This is a genomic window from Sphingomonas sp. 3P27F8 (assembly GCF_005502745.1).
Taxonomy (GTDB): Bacteria; Pseudomonadota; Alphaproteobacteria; order Sphingomonadales; family Sphingomonadaceae; genus Sphingomonas.
The window spans coordinates 1-16,249 of record NZ_SCNL01000024.1 but is presented as its reverse complement, the minus strand read 5'-3'; the positions used below and the strand labels follow the sequence as shown (position 1 = coordinate 16,249).

The following is a 16,249-nucleotide window of genomic DNA, read 5'->3' as shown; positions in this document are numbered from 1 at the left end:
ACAAGGGAGACGACATGAGCCCGGTATTGACCCGCCGCGATTTAATCCGGGGAGCCTCGCTTGCTGGCGGTGGCTTGGCATTGTCCGCGTGGATGCCGGCATGGGCGCAGCCCGTATCAACCGGCATCGCGACGCCGCTCCCGACGGTTTCCGGCAATGACATCGAGCTTAAAATTGCTCAGCAGATGATGACGATCGACGGTCGGAAAATGCGGGCCATTGGCGTCAACGGCACAGTTCCGGCGCCGTTGATCCGGCTGCGCGAGGGACAGACTGTTCGCCTGCATGTGACCAACGATCTCGATGAGGATAGCTCGATACACTGGCATGGCGTGCTGGTGCCGCCGCAATTCGATGGCGTGCCGGGTATATCCTTCCCGGGCATTCGGCCCAAAACCACTTTTGTCTATGAATTTCCGATCATCCAGAACGGCACCTATTGGTATCATAGCCATTCGGGCCTTCAGGAGCAGCTGGGGCATTATGGTCCGATCGTGATCGACCCTGCCGGTGTTGACCCGGTGAAATATGACCGCGAGCATGTCATCGTGCTGGCCGATCACAGCGCCATTTCGCCAGAAGCGATCTTTCGGGCGATGAAAGTGGACCCCGGGCATTTCAACTTCCAGCGCCAGACGCTTGCCGGTCTGCTGTCCAAGCGCGACCAGGCTCTGAAGGATCGCCTCGATTGGGGCAAGATGCGGATGGATCCAACCGATATTTCCGACGCGACGGGTTCGGCTTATACCTACATCGTCAATGGCTACGGGCCTCGAGACAATTGGACCGCTCTGTTCACGCCGGGCGAACGCGTCCGGCTGCGCTTCATCAACGCCTCGGCGATGACGACCTTCAATGTGCGGATACCGGGCCTCCCGCTGACGGTGGTGCAGGCTGACGGCCAGAATGTGCGGCCCGTGATGGTCGAAGAATTCCAGATCGGAGTGGCTGAAACCTACGACGTGATCGTTACTCCGCCCGATGATCGCGCCTACACGCTGGTCGGTGAGGCCATCGACCGTTCAGGCATGGCGCGGGCCACGCTCGCGCCGCGTGCTGGGATGACGGCCGAAGTGCCGCCGCTGCGTGAACGGCCGCTCGCCACGATGAAAGACATGGGCATGGACATGTCATCGATGCCGGGCATGGAAGGCATGGACATGTCCGGAGGCGGCATGTCGCCGATGCGGGGCGTCGACCCGACTGCGGAGAAAAATGCCTCGGCGAAGCTGACGGTGGCTGGTGCCGGGGCCATGGCCATGGGCGCGGCTCCTGGCGGGACCGCCATGGCGGGCATGGATCATTCCAATATGGCGGGCATGGCGGCAGGCGGGGGTGCGATGGCCGGCATGGATCACAGCGCCATGGCGGGGCAGCCGGGCATGGATATGGGCTCCATGGAAATGGGGCCGATGAACATGCGTGACTTTTCAAAAGCGCCGCAGGTCAAAAAGTCACCGGGCGTGCAGACGATCTCGCCTATGCCGATGGACCGCACCGGAGAGCCCGGTCAGGGTCTCGAGAATGTCGGCCACAAGGTTCTCGTTTACAAGGATCTCATGGCGCTGGAGCGCAATCCTGACGTGCGTGCTCCGGACCGCAGTCTCGATATCCATCTCACCGGCAACATGGAGCGGTTCATGTGGTCGTTCGACGGCGAGAAGATGTCGGATGTGCATGACCCGATCCCCTTCATCGAGGGTGAGAGGGTTCGGATCAATCTGATCAACGACAGCATGATGGGTCATCCGATCCATATCCACGGCCACTTTTTTGAACTGGTCACGGGTCATGGCGATCATGCGCCGCGCAAGCACACGGTCATCGTGCAGCCGGGCGGGAAGGTCACATGGGATTTTACCGCTGATGCGGTCGGCGACTGGGCGTTCCACTGCCATCTTCTCTACCACATGCACGCCGGGATGATGCGCGTCGTCAGTGTGCGGCCGAAGGGAGACGCAGCATGAAGCGCGTTTTGACGACACTGCTCGGCGGGTCGGCGATGTTGCTCGCCATTCCGGTAACCGCGCAAGCCCAGTCGATGCAGGGCATGGATCATTCCAGCATGCCCGGTATGGCGATGCCCGCGAAAAAACCGGCTTCCCCCAAGCCTGCCAAAAAGCCTGCGGCAAAGAAGCCGGCTCCTAAAAGGGCCGCGCCGGTCAGAGTGGCCCCGGCAAAGCCCGCGGCTCGCCAGGATATGGAAGGCATGGATCATTCGACCATGCCTGGAATGGCGATGCCTCAGCCGGGACCAGCAGCCGCGGCAACGGCGCCGACTATGGACCATGGCGCGATGCCGGGCATGGATATGGGCAACAGCGGTTCTACACCGATGGCTGGCAGCATGCCCGGCATGAATATGTCCGGGGATCATGGTGGCCACGATATGGCTGCCATGCCGGGCATGGAAATGACCGGAACCGCACTCCCGGCCGGAAATGCCCCTGCGCCAAAGCCTCCCATGGACCACTACGCCGATCGGCAGTTCCCGCCCGCTGCGATGACACAGTCGCGAATGGCTATGATGCACGAGCAGGGGGGGCAAGCCTTCTATCAAATCATGTTCAATATCGCGGAGTATCAGGTTCGCAATGGGCGTGACGGCTACCGCTGGGATGGAGAGGCTTGGTATGGCGGGGACGTCAATCGGTTGACGCTGAAGAGCGAGGGCGAGGGTGTCCTTGGCGGTCCTGGCGGATCGTTCATGGAGACCGCCGAGGTCCAGGCGCTCTACAGCCGGGCGATCGATCCGTATTGGAACCTCCAAGCTGGCGTTCGATACGATTTCAAGCCCAATCCGTCCCGAACATACGCTACTGTCGGGGTGGAGGGCCTCGCACCCTATTGGTTTGAAACCGAAGCGGCTCTATTCCTTTCCAACAAGGGTGAAGTTCTCGGTCGTGTTGAGGGTTATTATGACCAGCGCATCACGCAGCGAATCATTCTGCAGCCCCGAATTGAACTGAATCTCTCCGCGCAGGACGTGCCTGAGACACGGATTGGGTCTGGAATCTCCAACGCCGAGTTCGGATTGCGCCTGCGCTATGAGATCCGACGGCAGTTTGCGCCTTACATTGGCGTATCCTACGATCGAAAACTGGGCAAAACTGCCGACTATGCAAGGGCTGATGGTGAACGCATTAAGGCGACCAGCTTCGTCATTGGTGTGAGGACCTGGTTTTGAGCGTTGTCAGTGGAGTCAACGAAGGGGACGTAACATGATGAAAACGTGGATGCGAGCCTCGCGGTGCAGACGATAGTCGGCAGCACGGCCATGTATCTTGTCATGTTCTTCGTGGACGACAGGCTCGGCAGCTCTACAACAATCTGAACATGTTCTGCATGTCCCAGAGATGGTTGCGCTGAGAAAGGTCGCCAGGCGCCGTATGTTGGCCCAGAGGGATAAAGCTGCGCTGTGCAATGAGTTTATTCGGTCCCAGAGACAGGAAATTGACCAGGTGAAGGCGCTTCTTGCCCGCAATATAGTGTCGCAAGAGTGGTGCTATCGGCTCGACCGGCAACGCGCCTGCATGAAATCGAAGGAGCTACCATGATCAGCATCCGTACCCTCGCCGCCGCTTTGGCACTTGCCGTTCCGGTCGCAGCGATGGCGGCGAACCCGATTGTGGTTCACCGCGATCCTGGCTGCGGTTGCTGTGAGAAATGGGCGGCGCAGGTACGCGCGCAGTTCGGCCGGCAGGTGCAGATCATCGACGATGCCGGCCGCGCCGGCTTGAGCAGGCGTGCCGGCGTGCCCTCAGACCTGGCTTCTTGTCATACCGCCACCATCGACGGGATGACCTTTGAGGGCCATGTTCCGATCTCCGACATGAAGCGCGTGCTGGCCCAGCATCCCAAAGGCGTCACCGGGCTCGCCGTTGCGGGGATGCCGATGGGATCGCCGGGCATGGAGATGGCAGGCATGAAGGGCCAGCCTTACGATGTCATCGCCTTTGGCCCCGAAGGGCGTCGCGTCTTTGCGCACCACAGTTGATCGCAGGCATCGACGCTTCGCTGATTCCGAAGCCATCGCCGGGTGGGTGTTGGTCTCGTCTTGCCGCCCGGTGTCAGAACGGCTTGCGCCCGGTATAGAGCGAGATCGAGCCGGTCGGCGTCTGGACGACGCGAACTTCGGCGACATTTTCGAAGCCGGCGTCGGCGATGAGCTCCGGCAGGATGCCCTTTGCGTTGAGCCCGGTGCGCTCCCAGCCGTCGAGCGCCTGCACCTGACGAAACAGCGTTCGCATCAACAAGGTACGCTGAAGTCCGTAATCGGCAATCGCCACGAGGCCACCTGGGCAAAGCGTTCGTGCCATGGCCCGAAGGATGGCCGATTTCACCGGCAGGTCGCATTGATGCAGCACGAGGCTCGACACGATCTTGTTGGCGATCGTGCCGACCAGGACGTCGACCTGGTCGCCGAAACCTCGAACCCACTCGCTTTCTACGCCGGCCGTTTGTGCCTTTTGCCGCGCCAGCGCGAGAGCGGCAGGATCCGGATCGACCCCGATCACGCGTGCCGTGGGGACAGCCTGTTTGATCGCGATCAGCTGCGAGCCCGTGCCGGCGCCCACATCGACGATGACATCGCCCGCCTCGGGTGCAATCGACTCGAGCAATGCGCTGCGCCACCGACGCTCGCGGGTCATGACCGCAATCACCCGGTCATAGTCGCCCGTCAGGCCAGACAGCCCGAGTGCGGGGACGAAGGTTGGACTGTCATTCACCGTTATGCCTCCATGTGCTTCATGGCGATCGCAGCACCCCGAGTCTTGAACCTTTCGCTTGCATCTTCAGTTTCGCGACGGGAGTAAGCTCCGATGCCAAGCTATGGCGATTTGTGGACCGGCCATGTCCGCCTGGGCGACGGATGGGCGTGGTTCGAGGGTCGTTGCGGCGACACCCGACCCCATCGCCATCTCGCCGCGCAGATGATCGTCGGACTGTCCGAGCCGATCCATGTCGAGACGATCGCAGGTTCGTTGACTGGACCTGCCGTGCTGGTGCGCGCAGGCGCGCTTCACGCGGTTCGTCCCACCGCGACGCATGCGAGGGTGATCTATGCGCGATCCTTCAGCCCGCTGGGTATTGCCTGGTCCAGGCTTGGGGACGGTAAGGACGCGGCGTCGCCACCGGCAGCGCTATCCGAGCAGTTGCGCAGCTCCGATGACCTCGCTGGAACGCTTTACGAGCTTGCAGCGGCCTGCCCGACACCGCCGATCGACGCGCGCCTTTGCGAGGCATTGCGGCGCCTGAAGGACGCACGAGTGGACATAGCCGATCTAGGTGAAATCGCGCGCGCTGTCGGACTCTCTGAACCGCGATTGCGTGCGCTTGCCGCGGAGCAGTTGGGCGCACCGCTCTCACACTGGCGGCTATGGTTCATGCTCGAGCAGGGCCTGCGATCACTTGGCGCGGGCGCGCCCCTTGTGGCAGCCGCAGCGGATGCGGGGTTCAGCGACCAGGCGCATCTCTCTCGTACGATGCGGCGGTTCATGGGCGTCACACCAAGGACCGCGGCATTGGCGATGGCCTCCCGCTGACGGCAGCATCGACCAGGGTCGAGCGACCGAGCCTTGGGTGGAATACGTATAGTGGCTGTCTTCGATCCGGCCCAAATTTGGGGGGAAAGGAAGCCGTCATGACCGATGCAAGCAAGCTCAGTGTGATACGATGTGCCGCGAGCAGCGCTGCCGCTCTTTCCACTGTCTTCGTGCTTTGCTGGCTCGCGGCGACTTTGTTCGGTCCGATCGGGTCACACATGTTCGTGACGATGTTCACGACAGCTCCGCCGGGATCGTTCGTCGCGCTTGGGGCGGGGTTGTGCTGGTCGATCGTCTTCGGCGCAGCCGTGGGAGGTTTCTTCGCCGCATTCCACAATTGGATCGGTCATTGGCAGCGTCCCTAGGACGGCGCAGCGCAAGTGAGCAATCAGCAATTTTTAACGAGTTCTATATTCAAGGAAACGTGATCATGGAACGGCAACGACCGGCACATACTGGGAAAAAGAATTTCCTGACGTCGCGCGCGGGCATCGTGATGATAGGCTTTCTTGCGCTCGGTTTCGTGCTGCTGTTCACGGAGCATCGCGCGCATGTACTTGGCGCGCTGCCCTTTCTGCTGCTGCTGTCGTGTCCCCTGATGCACCTCTTCATGCATCACGGACATGGGCATGGTCACGATGGAACACCGCAGCCGGGGGCCGGTCGTTCGCCCCGGGAGGGTCAGGGCCAGTGACGGGCCATGCGCAAGCCTATGGTCTGTGGGGCCTCGTCGTCGTCAATGCAGCGGTCTTCATCCTGTTCGCCTACAGTTTCTTCAAGCCGCGAACCACTCGGGACTGGCGATCGTTCAGCGCGTTCAGCGCCTTCCTGGTTGCGCTGTTCGTGGAAATGTACGGCTTCCCATTGACTCTCTATGTCCTGTCCGGGTGGCTGCAGAGCCATTATCCCAATATCGACTGGTTCTCGCATGATGCCGGGCATCTGCTCGAGATGCTCTTCGGCTGGCGGGCGAACCCGCATGCCGGGCCATTCCATATCATGAGCTTTATCCTGATCGGCGGCGGGTTCATCTTGATCTCGACGGGTTGGAAGGCGCTGTACGACGCGCAGAAGGTCCACGAGCTCGCGACCCAGGGGATCTATTCCTATGTGCGGCACCCGCAATATATCGGGTTCATTCTGGTGATGTTCGGGTTCCTGCTGCAGTGGCCGACGATCCTGACGCTTGCGATGTTTCCGGTCCTCGTCGTCATGTATTTGCGGTTGGCGCGGACCGAGGAGCGTGAGGCTCTCGCCGAATTTGATGATGCCTATCGGCGCTACGCAAAGACCGTTCCACCGTTCGTGCCCCACCTCGCGCGCCTGCTCGGGGCGAAGCGTGACGCAGGAGCGGATCAGCGATGAATTCCCTGCCAGCCGGACCGGCGCAAATCCCAGGGGAACCGCTCAGCCGTCCGCCCGGCATCGGGGCGTGGCGTATAGGCCGGCGCGGCTGCACGTACGTGCCGGTCGCCTCGCCGAAATGACTGAAGCTTGAAACCGCGACACCGAGAAGGAGCACTGGCCATGGCAGATCCGCTGAAACCGACCACATCGCCGCTTACCGCTGGCAGGAATCCGGCAATCCCCGCGGTCGCCTTTGATGTGGGACTGCGAACATATATGCTCGCAGTCTACAACTACATGGCCAGCGGTCTGTTGTTGACCGGGATCGTCGCGATGTTGGTTGCGAACAGCGCCGCCATACGCGCCGTGTTTTTCGCCGCGAGCGGCACTCCGACGCTGCTCGGATGGATAGCGGTCTTCGCACCGCTCGCCCTGGTCTTTACGCTAAGCTTCGGTATCAATCGGCTGTCCGAGAGCACCGTCAAGGCACTGTTCTGGACCTATGCGATCCTGATGGGCGTATCGCTGTCGACCATCCTCCTCGCCTATACCGGCGTGAGTGTCGCGCGCACATTCTTCGTTACGGCCGCAGCCTTCGGAGGTTTGAGCCTGTGGGGCTATACAACCAAGAGGAACCTGTCGGCGTTCGGGACCTTCCTGATCATGGGCGTCGTCGGCCTGCTCATCGCCATGGTCGTCAACATGTTCCTGCGGTCGTCCACTTTGGATCTCATCGTCAGCGCGATCGGCGTGCTTCTGTTTGCGGGCCTGACTGCCTTCGACACGCAAAAGATCAAGAGCGTCTACTTCGATGTGGCCGGTACCGAGTTTCGCGGTAAGGCGGTCGTGATGGGAGCGCTGACGCTCTATCTCGACTTCCTCAACCTGTTCCTGTTCCTGCTGCGCTTCATGGGTGATCGGCGGCAATAGGTCAGCCGGGATGACCGGCCGACACGCGCAGGCCTTGGCGGCGGGCGCATCTATGGCTGCCGACACGTCGGCGGCGGCTTGCCTCGATTTCGGAGACCTGCCTTGAAGACGTCCACCTTCGATCTGCGTGGATCATTCGAATCGCTCGACCATCTCGGCGTCGAAAAGCAGTTGCTGCGGGTTCCCGGCGTGACGCAGGTCTCCGCGAACGCCGCCTCCGACAGCGTCACCGTCAGCTTTGATGAAGCGCGCACCAGCGAAACCGCGATAGAGGAGCAGATCGCGGCATGCGGTTTCCATTGCGGCGGCCGGCTCGTCCCGCGGCACGTGTGCGTGATCGGAAGCACAACCCAGTCCTCTGTCTTGCCCGACGCGACGCATCCTCCCGATCATCGTTCCGATGGTGTCGCCGCAAGATCGGTTGCTCCCGATCGCAAGCCGGTGACGGCCGAACACGACGCCATGGCGCACGAGATGGGCCATGGCGACGGCAAGGACATGGCGGCTATGGCGCGCGACATGCGCAACAGGTTTATCGTCAGCCTCGTTTTTGGCCTGCCGATCTTTGCGCTGTCGCCAATGGGTCTGGACCATCCCCTTCTGAAACCGATGTTCGGACTCAGTCTCGACCTGACCCTGTTCCTGCTTGCCAGCGCCGCGATCCTCTATCCGGTCTGGCCCTTCGTGGTCGCCGCGATCCGCGCGCTTCGGAACGGTGTGCTGAATATGGCGGTGCTCGTCCTGTTGAGCGTCGGCACCGGTTATCTGTTCAGCGTGGCGTCGACATTCCTGTTCAAGGGCCAGCAATTTTACGAGGCTTCCGCGGTCCTGCTCATCTTCATTCTGCTCGGCCATTGGCTGGAGATGCGCGCTCGCGCCGGCGCGTCCCAGGCAATCCGCGCGCTCATGGATCTGGCGCCGCCCATGGCGACCGTGCAGCGCGACGGAAAGGACGTCGAAGTGCCGACCGCCGAGGTGCTGGCCGGCGATGTTGTGCTGATCCGGCCGGGCAACAAGATTCCCGTCGACGGCGAAATCCTCGAAGGCAAATCTGAGGTCGATGAGTCGATGCTCACGGGCGAATCGATGCCGGTGTCGAAGGCGGCCGGCGACACCGTGATCGGCGCGACGATCAACCGCAGCGGTAGCTTCCGCTATCGCGCGACCAAGGTTGGCGCCGACACCGCGCTCGCCCAGATCGTCAAGCTCGTCCAGGAAGCGCAGAACTCGAAGGCGCCGGCACAGCTGCTCGCCGACCGGGCATCGCAGTGGCTGGTGCTCGCGGCAATTCTGATCGGTCTCGCGACGTTCGCCATCTGGTACTGGATTCTGGGTGGGACATTGCTGTTTGCGCTGACCATGACGATAACCGTTTTCGTGATCGCCTGCCCGGACGCCCTTGGCCTTGCCACGCCAATGGCGATAATGGTCGGTACCGGCCTTGGCGCGATGAACGGCATCCTGTTCAAGAATGCCAGCGCGCTCGAGGATGCGACCAAGCTTGACGTCATCGTGTTCGACAAGACGGGGACCCTCACCATGGGCCGGCCCAATGTTGTCGAAGTAGTGACAGCGGAAGGCATCACCCGGGACGAGGTGCTTCGCATCGCCGGTGCGATCGAGCGCAACTCCGACCACCCGCTTGCGCTGGCGGTCCTCGAAGGTGCATCCGGTATCACCCTTCCCGAGACGCGCGATTTTGCCAATATAGAGGGGAAGGGCGCCAGCGCCCAGGTCGAGGGCGCAACCGTGGTGCTTGGCAACCGGCGTCTCATGGATGAAGGAAAAGTAGCGCTGGGAGCCCTCGAGGAACCTGGCGAGCGCCTGAAAGGGGCGGGGCGCACCGTTGTCCATGTTGCGCGCGGCGGCGAGATTCTCGGGTTGATCGCCATAGCGGATGCGGCGCGGCCAACCGCGAAGGCGACCGTCGCGGCGCTTCGGGAGCGCGGCGTCAAGGTCGCGATGATTACCGGCGACAACGCCGGCACGGCCAAGCGAATCGCCGATGAGCTTGGCATCGACATCGTCCTTGCCGATGTGCTTCCCGGTCAAAAGGCGGAGAAGGTCAAGGAGCTGCAGGCCCAGGGCCAGCGTGTCGGCATGGTCGGTGACGGGGTCAACGATGCCCCCGCGCTTACCCAGGCCGACGTAGGATTTGCGATCGGGGCGGGCACCGACGTCGCGATGGAAAGCGCCGATGTCGTCCTGATGAAGAGCGACCCCTATGATATTGTCGGTGCCATAGCGCTCTCACGCGCCACGCTTCGCAAGATGCACCAGAATCTGTGGTGGGCAGTCGGCTACAATGTGATCGCCTTTCCACTCGCGGCGGGTGTGCTCTATCCGGTGCTGCTGAGCCCCGAGGTCGCTGCGCTGGCTATGTCGGGCAGCTCCGCACTCGTCGCGGTCAACGCGCTGCTGCTGAAGCGGACCCGGCTGGCGGGTATCAGTCGGGGCGGCATGAGTCGGGCCTCAGCGGTGGAGCACAATGCCGTTGGTGCCGCTGTTTGAGACCGGCCCACGAGTGCGACCCCGGCCCTCGCGGCCCGCTATCTTGGTGTGCATGATTGCCGACAGGAGAAAGAACCGGTGGTGAAGGCGAAGAACGAACCCCGTTACGCCGAGCAGTTGCGCGCGCTCCAGATCGGGCTCACCGCCCTGCAGCGGGGAATCATCGAGGATGGCCGCAAGGTGCTGGTCATCGTCGAAGGGCGCGACGCAGCCGGCAAAGACGGCACGATAAAGCGTGTCGTCGAGCATCTGAGCCCGCGCGAAACCCGGGTGGTGGCACTCGGCCCCCCATCGGATCACGATCGCGGGTCGTGGTATTTCCAGCGCTGGGTCCCTCATCTGCCGGCTACCGGCGAGATCGTCCTGTTCAATCGTAGCTGGTACAATCGCGCCGGCGTGGAGCGCGTGATGGGCTTTTGCACCGACAAGGAATATGAGGAGTTTCTGACGACCGTCCCAATGTTCGAGCAGTTGCTCGAACATTGCGGGGTCACGCTGGTAAAATATTATCTCGATATCTCGAGGGCGGAACAGAAGAAACGCCTGACCGCCCGACGCGAGGATCCGCTCAAACAGTGGAAGATCAGCCCGATCGACGACCAGGCGAACAAGCGCTGGAAGGCCTACAGCAAGGCGCGCGATGCAATGCTCGCCCGCACGCACAGCATCGCGGCACCCTGGACGGTGGTTCGCGGGGACGACAAGCACCAGGCACGCCTCGCGCTGATCAGGGATCTGCTGACCCGGCTGGGAGAAACGGATTCTGATCGCTATGGCCACCCTGATCCCAACACCGCCTTCCTTTATGACGATGCCGCCCGAGAACAGGGGCTGATCGCGCCGTGAGCGAGCCTCTTGCGTCATCACGCGGCGGGCGAAGTCGTTGCCGCTCACGTGAAATGAAATTTGCATGAGCCAAAGAAGGATCAGGCTATGTTCTGGGTCCAGTTTCTATTCCAGGGAAGCTCGATAGCGTGCCGAGCCTAGAGGAAGCCCGAGTCTCAGACCTCCAGAACGGACGTTCGGAATGCGTTTGCGTAACCTTGGATCGCGCCGCCCTGAGCGACGCACTCGTCCGGGAGACGGGCGATCTGGCAATGCGAGCGTCATATCTGGAAACGCGTCCGCATCTATTCTCGGACGTCGCGGTGTTCATCAATGTGTCCCAACTCGCCGGGATGCAGCGCATCATCGCCGCGATCGAGACGGTCGCCCGCCACCCGGATTATCTGGCAGCCACCATGGCCTGGGCGCCAGTAAGTGCCCGACAGGACTTTGGTCCGCACGGCGTCTTCATGGGCTATGACTTCCATCTGAGCGAGCGCGGCCCGGCCCTGATCGAAATAAATACCAATGCAGGAGGAGCAATGTTGAATGCCGTGCTCGCGCGGGCACAACGAGTCTGCTGTCCTTCCGAGCCGACAGATTTTCTTCGCGCAGATCCGTTTGAGTCCGTGGTCGCGGCCATGTTCTCGAAGGAATGGCGCTATCAACGCGGCAGCGGCGAACCGGTCTCCATCGCCATCGTCGATGACGATCCCGTATCGCAATATCTGTTTCCCGAGTTTCTGTTGACCCGCCATTTGCTGGAGCGGGCCGGCCATAGCGTCTGCATCGCCGATCCTTCTGAATTCGCCTATGCGTCCGGCACTCTTCGCTATGGGGACCGGAATGTGGATCTCATCTACAACCGGCTCGTCGATTTCTCGCTCGATCGACCCGAGCACTCGGCATTGCGAGCGGCATATCTCGACGGCTCGGTGGTCGTAACGCCCAATCCCCATGTCCACGCGAAATTCGCCGACAAGCGCAATCTCACCCTGCTGTCCGACACCGCGCAGCTGCGGGAATGGGGTTTCGACCCGGCAATTGTCGACACGCTTGTTGCCGGGATTCCGGCAACCGAACGGGTCGACAAGGCTTCCGCCGAGCGGCTTTGGGCGGGCCGCAGGCAATTCTTCTTCAAGCCGGCCGGAGGGTATGGGAGCAAAGCGGCCTATCGTGGCGACAAGCTGACGAAATCGGTGTGGGCCGAGATCCTGGAGAGCGACTATGTCGCCCAAGCCTATGTGCGACCAAGCGAGCGGATCATCCGGCTGGATGGAGAGACGGTTAAGCGCAAGATCGACGTTCGTCTCTACACCTATGATGGGGAGCCGCTTGTTGCCGCAGCGCGACTATATCAGGGCCAAACCACCAATATGCGCACCGCCGGTGGTGGGTTCGCGCCTGTTCTGCTGATGGCCGCCGACGATTCGCCGCAGGACTGCGACAGGTGCGCCACTGGCGAGGCGTGAGCCGGACAGAACAGCGAAACTGGCGTCCTGAAAGTCGGGATACATCGGACTTCGCCAGACCGGATTGCATTAGCGATCCGGCGAAGCCGCGGCGCAGAGACGAGCATCCGTATAGTCCCGCATATCGATGCCGCCCGATCTCGCTTTAGCTCCCGTCATGAGAAGCTTGAGATGAGCAGCGCGGCACCCGACATCGATAAGGCGAGCGGACGCGTTTGCGCGATCCGCGGTCCCGTGCTCGACGTGGAATTTGCCGCCGGCTCGCTTCCGCCGGTCAACGATGCGCTGTGCATCGTAACCCCAACAGGGAAGCACATCGCCGAGGTGCAGAGCCATGTCGATGCGCGCACCGTGCGAGCGGTCGCACTCCAGACCACCAGCGGACTCGCGCGCGGCACCCACGTCGAGGCCACGGGTGCAGCGATCATGGTCCCGGTCGGCGATGCGGTTCTGGGCCGCCTGCTCGATGCCACCGGCGTCATCGGCGACGGCGGGGCGGCGCTTCCAGTGGACGTTCCGCTTCGCCCAATCCATCGCCAACCGCCGCCACTCGATGCCCAGAGCACAGCGACGACGATGTTCGAGACCGGGATCAAGGTGATCGATCTGCTTGCGCCCCTCGCGCAGGGCGGCAAGGCGGCGATGTTCGGTGGCGCCGGGGTCGGCAAAACCGTGCTGGTGATGGAACTGATCAACGCAATGGTCGCACGTTACGAGGGCGTGTCGGTGTTTGCTGGTATCGGCGAGCGCTCGCGCGAAGGGCATGAACTGCTCACCGACATGCGCACTTCCGGCGTGATCGCGAAGACCGTGCTGGTCTTCGGACAGATGAACGAGCCGCCGGGCGCGCGCTGGCGGGTCGGTCTGACCGCGCTTACCATCGCCGAATATTTTCGCGACGAGCAGAAACGCAATGTGCTGCTGTTGATGGATAATGTCTTCCGCTTCGTCCAGGCGGGCAGCGAAGTTTCGGGGCTCTTAGGGCGGATGCCGTCGCGGGTCGGCTATCAGCCGACGCTCGCGAGCGAAGTCGCGGCGCTCCAGGAGCGGATCGCCTCGGTCGCGGGCGCATCGGTGACCGCGATCGAAGCGGTCTATGTGTCTGCGGATGATTTCACCGATCCGGCCGTGACGGCGATCTCGGCGCATCTCGACAGCAATGTGCTCCTGTCACGCACGATGGCCGCGGAGGGCATGTACCCGGCGATCGATCCGCTTGCCTCCACCTCGATCCTGCTCGATCCGCTGGTCGTGGGCGAGGACCATTATGCGCTGGCCCAAAAGGTCCGCGAGACGATCGCTCATTATCGCGAGCTGCAGGACATCATCGCGCTGCTCGGCATGGAGGAGCTGGGACAGGAGGATCGGCTGATCGTTGGCCGTGCCCGCCGACTCCAGCGCTTCCTGACGCAGCCTTTTGTCGTAACACAGGCTTTTACAGGCCAGCCCGGACGATCGGTGCCGCTCCACGCCACACTCGATGGCGTGCGCGCTATCCTCGGTGGCGAGACCGACGACTGGCACGAAAGTGCCTTCTATATGGTCGGAGACCTGGAAGAGGCGCGCGGCAAGGTGGGGCCCAAGCCATGAGGCTGCGCATCACTGATCCCACCGCGATCATGGTCGACCGGGAGGTCGCCGCAATCCGCGCCGAGGATGCGACGGGCAGCTTTGGGATCCTGAACGGTCACGCCGATTTCCTGACCGCGCTCGATATCTCGGTCGTCTCCTGGCGCGACATGGACGGGCGCGCCGGCTACTGCGCGGTGCGCAACGGCATTCTGACGGTGAGTGGCGGCAATGACGTCTCGATCGCGACGCGCGAGGCGCATGTCGGCGATGATCTCGACGAACTCGAGACGGTAGTGCTTAGGGGTTACCGTGAGCGCGGCGATGCCGAACGCAGCGGTCGCACCGCCGCGACGCGGCTGCGCATGCGCGCGATCCGGCGCATGGTCGAGGCGCTGCAGGGCGTGCCGGCGGAGATCGGTCTATGACCCAGGATCTGCCACCCGAGCAGGAACGGCTCGTGGACGCGGTCAAACAGCGCGCTGAACGTCGACGCAGGGCGCGGGGATTGCCCTCCTTTGCGCGCAATTTCGGCCAGATCGGCGTGCTTGGCTGGCAGGTCGTCGTGCCGGCGTTAATTGCGCTCGCGATCGGCCGCTGGCTCGACCATCGGCTGTCCAGCGGTATCTTCTGGACCGCGCCGCTGCTGATCCTTGGCGTGAGCCTCGGCTGCTGGTCGGCCTGGAAGTGGATCGGGCGGCAATGACGCCCTGGGCCGTCCTCCTGTTTCTGCTGCTCGGCGCCGCTGCCGGAACAGCACATTACCTGGCTATCGCGAAGGATGCTGACCTGCTCGTCCATGGCGGATCGATTATGCTGTCGCTCGGCCTGCGGCTCGGTCGGATGCTTCTGACGCTCGGCGTGCTGCTCGTTGCCGCAAGGCAGGGCTGGGTGGACCTACTCGCGGCTGCGGCCGGGTTCATGGCGGCGCGACAGGTCGTGCTGCACCGACTGAAAGCGGTGTCGTGAAGTTCGCCTCTCCGCTCGAAAGCCATATCCTGTTCACGATCGGACCGGTTCCGATCAGCCAGCCGGTCGTCACGACATGGGGCATCATGGCGGTGCTGACGATCGGTTGTTGGCTTCTGACCCGGCGGCTCGGCCTTCGTCCCACCAGGACCCAGGCGGCGCTGGAACTGGTGGTCGAAGTGATCGCGCGCCAGATTCGCGAGACGATGGACGCTGAGCCACGGCCCTATCTGCCCCTGATCGGGACGCTCTTCATCTTCCTGCTCGTCGCAAACTGGTCATCGCTCTTGCCCGGCGTCGAACCGCCTACGGCGGCCCTCGAAACCGATGCGGCGCTGGCCTTGATCGTGTTCGGCGCGACGCTCTGGTTCGGTGTCCGGGCGCTTGGCGCGCGCGGTTATCTGCGCAGTTTCGCGCAGCCGTCGATCCTGCTCGTGCCGCTCAATCTCGTTGAGCTGTTCACCCGCAGCTTCTCCTTGATGGTGCGCCTGTTCGGCAATGTCATGAGCGGCGTGTTCATGATCGGCGTCGTGCTGAGCCTTGCCGGGTTGCTCGTACCGATCCCGCTGATGGCGCTCGAGATGCTGACCGGAGCCGTCCAGGCCTACATCTTCGGCGCGCTCGCAATGGTCTTTATCGGCAGCGCCATCAGCGAAGCGAACCCATCCCCGAAAGCGCCGAACCACGAGGTCTCTTCATGAACTGGATCCACATCGTCAGCATCCTCGGCGCGGCGTTCGCCATCGCCATCGGCGCGATCGCGCCGGCACTCGCCCAAGGCAAGGCGGTCGCCGCAGCGATGGATGCGATCGCTCGCCAGCCTGAGGCGGCGAACACCGTCTCGCGCACCCTGTTCGTGGGCCTGGCCATGATCGAGACGATGGCGATCTATTGTCTCGTGATCGCGCTGCTGCTGCTCTTCGCCAATCCCTTCGCTTGACTTGCGTATCGACTGGTGGACGCTGGCGTGTCCGTCGTCAGAACATTCGGCACAACTCGCGGCGTAGATTAGCGGAGTGCGGACCTCGTCAGGGGGTTGATGTTAGGCGGCGAACTTGCGGTGCTGCAAGCGCCGATGTT

18 protein-coding genes are annotated in these 16,249 nt (G+C 62.6%); 17 read left to right on the top strand and 1 reads right to left on the bottom strand.

The window, feature by feature from the left end:
* Positions 1-14 precede the first annotated feature (14 nt).
* The 3 genes from FFS35_RS18575 (at position 15) to FFS35_RS18565 (ending at position 3,997) form a co-directional block, all read left to right on the top strand.
* Positions 15-1,967, top strand: a complete 1,953-nt coding sequence (locus tag FFS35_RS18575; protein ID WP_024018170.1) for a copper resistance system multicopper oxidase — start codon at positions 15-17, stop codon at positions 1,965-1,967.
* Positions 1,964-3,187: a copper resistance protein B gene (locus tag FFS35_RS18570; RefSeq protein WP_031308582.1), complete on the top strand. Its 1,224-nt coding sequence runs from the start codon at positions 1,964-1,966 to the stop codon at positions 3,185-3,187. The genes FFS35_RS18575 and FFS35_RS18570 overlap by 4 nt, the downstream gene beginning before the upstream one ends.
* Positions 3,188-3,553: 366 nt before the next feature.
* Positions 3,554-3,997 (top strand): DUF411 domain-containing protein, encoded by a 444-nt coding sequence (locus FFS35_RS18565; protein WP_024018174.1) that lies wholly within the window; start codon positions 3,554-3,556, stop codon positions 3,995-3,997.
* Between the two features lie 73 nt (positions 3,998-4,070).
* On the opposite strand, the gene FFS35_RS18560 is transcribed toward FFS35_RS18565, so the two are convergent.
* Positions 4,071-4,730, bottom strand: coding sequence for a class I SAM-dependent methyltransferase (locus FFS35_RS18560; protein ID WP_024018175.1), 660 nt, complete (start codon positions 4,728-4,730; stop codon positions 4,071-4,073).
* A gap of 93 nt (positions 4,731-4,823) precedes the next feature.
* Between FFS35_RS18560 and FFS35_RS18555 the strand changes: the two genes are divergently transcribed.
* From FFS35_RS18555 to FFS35_RS18490, 14 genes are all read left to right on the top strand, one after another.
* Positions 4,824-5,546, top strand: coding sequence for an AraC family transcriptional regulator (locus tag FFS35_RS18555; RefSeq protein WP_024018176.1), 723 nt, complete (start codon positions 4,824-4,826; stop codon positions 5,544-5,546).
* Positions 5,547-5,644: 98 nt separating this feature from the next.
* On the top strand, positions 5,645-5,911 hold the full coding sequence (locus tag FFS35_RS18550; RefSeq protein ID WP_137788339.1) for a hypothetical protein: 267 nt from the start codon (positions 5,645-5,647) through the stop codon (positions 5,909-5,911).
* A 131-nt stretch (positions 5,912-6,042) separates the two neighbouring features.
* On the top strand, positions 6,043-6,240 hold the full coding sequence (locus FFS35_RS18545; RefSeq protein ID WP_235218993.1) for a DUF2933 domain-containing protein: 198 nt from the start codon (positions 6,043-6,045) through the stop codon (positions 6,238-6,240).
* Positions 6,237-6,911 (top strand): isoprenylcysteine carboxylmethyltransferase family protein, encoded by a 675-nt coding sequence (locus FFS35_RS18540; protein ID WP_024018179.1) that lies wholly within the window; start codon positions 6,237-6,239, stop codon positions 6,909-6,911. Before FFS35_RS18545 ends, FFS35_RS18540 begins: the two co-directional genes overlap by 4 nt.
* A 258-nt stretch (positions 6,912-7,169) precedes the next feature.
* Positions 7,170-7,823: a Bax inhibitor-1/YccA family protein gene (locus FFS35_RS18535; protein WP_235218994.1), complete on the top strand. Its 654-nt coding sequence runs from the start codon at positions 7,170-7,172 to the stop codon at positions 7,821-7,823.
* A gap of 102 nt (positions 7,824-7,925) precedes the next feature.
* Positions 7,926-10,334 (top strand): heavy metal translocating P-type ATPase, encoded by a 2,409-nt coding sequence (locus FFS35_RS18530; protein WP_024018181.1) that lies wholly within the window; start codon positions 7,926-7,928, stop codon positions 10,332-10,334.
* An 81-nt stretch (positions 10,335-10,415) separates the two neighbouring features.
* The gene (gene ppk2, locus FFS35_RS18525; protein ID WP_235218992.1) at positions 10,416-11,180 is read left to right on the top strand and encodes a polyphosphate kinase 2; all 765 of its coding nucleotides are present in this window, start codon (positions 10,416-10,418) and stop codon (positions 11,178-11,180) included.
* 197 nt (positions 11,181-11,377) lie between these two features.
* Complete coding sequence (locus tag FFS35_RS18520) at positions 11,378-12,631, top strand: hypothetical protein (RefSeq protein ID WP_024018183.1); 1,254 nt, start codon at positions 11,378-11,380, stop codon at positions 12,629-12,631.
* Positions 12,632-12,802: 171 nt separating this feature from the next.
* A complete protein-coding gene (gene atpD / locus FFS35_RS18515) occupies positions 12,803-14,221 on the top strand; it encodes a F0F1 ATP synthase subunit beta (RefSeq protein ID WP_137788338.1) in 1,419 nt (472 codons plus the stop codon).
* Positions 14,218-14,628 carry a F0F1 ATP synthase subunit epsilon gene (locus FFS35_RS18510; protein WP_024018185.1) on the top strand — a complete coding sequence of 137 codons (411 nt, stop codon included), beginning with the start codon at positions 14,218-14,220 and terminating at the stop codon, positions 14,626-14,628. Before atpD ends, FFS35_RS18510 begins: the two co-directional genes overlap by 4 nt.
* Positions 14,625-14,906: an AtpZ/AtpI family protein gene (locus FFS35_RS18505; protein WP_024018186.1), complete on the top strand. Its 282-nt coding sequence runs from the start codon at positions 14,625-14,627 to the stop codon at positions 14,904-14,906. Before FFS35_RS18510 ends, FFS35_RS18505 begins: the two co-directional genes overlap by 4 nt.
* On the top strand, positions 14,903-15,169 hold the full coding sequence (locus FFS35_RS18500) for an ATP synthase subunit I (protein ID WP_024018187.1): 267 nt from the start codon (positions 14,903-14,905) through the stop codon (positions 15,167-15,169). The genes FFS35_RS18505 and FFS35_RS18500 overlap by 4 nt, the downstream gene beginning before the upstream one ends.
* The gene (locus FFS35_RS18495; protein ID WP_024018188.1) at positions 15,166-15,870 is read left to right on the top strand and encodes a F0F1 ATP synthase subunit A; all 705 of its coding nucleotides are present in this window, start codon (positions 15,166-15,168) and stop codon (positions 15,868-15,870) included. The genes FFS35_RS18500 and FFS35_RS18495 overlap by 4 nt, the downstream gene beginning before the upstream one ends.
* A complete protein-coding gene (locus FFS35_RS18490; RefSeq protein ID WP_010405656.1) occupies positions 15,867-16,109 on the top strand; it encodes a F0F1 ATP synthase subunit C in 243 nt (80 codons plus the stop codon). Before FFS35_RS18495 ends, FFS35_RS18490 begins: the two co-directional genes overlap by 4 nt.
* Positions 16,110-16,249 lie beyond the last annotated feature (140 nt).

Coding starts and splice junctions, on each gene's coding strand:
- FFS35_RS18500 (WP_024018187.1), top strand. CDS start 14,903: ATGACGCCCTGGGCCGTCCTCCTGTTTCTGCTGCTCGGCGCCGCTGCC.
- FFS35_RS18510 (WP_024018185.1), top strand. CDS start 14,218: ATGAGGCTGCGCATCACTGATCCCACCGCGATCATGGTCGACCGGGAG.
- FFS35_RS18490 (WP_010405656.1), top strand. CDS start 15,867: ATGAACTGGATCCACATCGTCAGCATCCTCGGCGCGGCGTTCGCCATC.
- FFS35_RS18565 (WP_024018174.1), top strand. CDS start 3,554: ATGATCAGCATCCGTACCCTCGCCGCCGCTTTGGCACTTGCCGTTCCG.
- FFS35_RS18505 (WP_024018186.1), top strand. CDS start 14,625: ATGACCCAGGATCTGCCACCCGAGCAGGAACGGCTCGTGGACGCGGTC.
- FFS35_RS18575 (WP_024018170.1), top strand. CDS start 15: ATGAGCCCGGTATTGACCCGCCGCGATTTAATCCGGGGAGCCTCGCTT.
- atpD (WP_137788338.1), top strand. CDS start 12,803: ATGAGCAGCGCGGCACCCGACATCGATAAGGCGAGCGGACGCGTTTGC.
- FFS35_RS18535 (WP_235218994.1), top strand. CDS start 7,170: ATGCTCGCAGTCTACAACTACATGGCCAGCGGTCTGTTGTTGACCGGG.
- FFS35_RS18570 (WP_031308582.1), top strand. CDS start 1,964: ATGAAGCGCGTTTTGACGACACTGCTCGGCGGGTCGGCGATGTTGCTC.
- FFS35_RS18545 (WP_235218993.1), top strand. CDS start 6,043: ATGATAGGCTTTCTTGCGCTCGGTTTCGTGCTGCTGTTCACGGAGCAT.
- FFS35_RS18550 (WP_137788339.1), top strand. CDS start 5,645: ATGACCGATGCAAGCAAGCTCAGTGTGATACGATGTGCCGCGAGCAGC.
- FFS35_RS18555 (WP_024018176.1), top strand. CDS start 4,824: ATGCCAAGCTATGGCGATTTGTGGACCGGCCATGTCCGCCTGGGCGAC.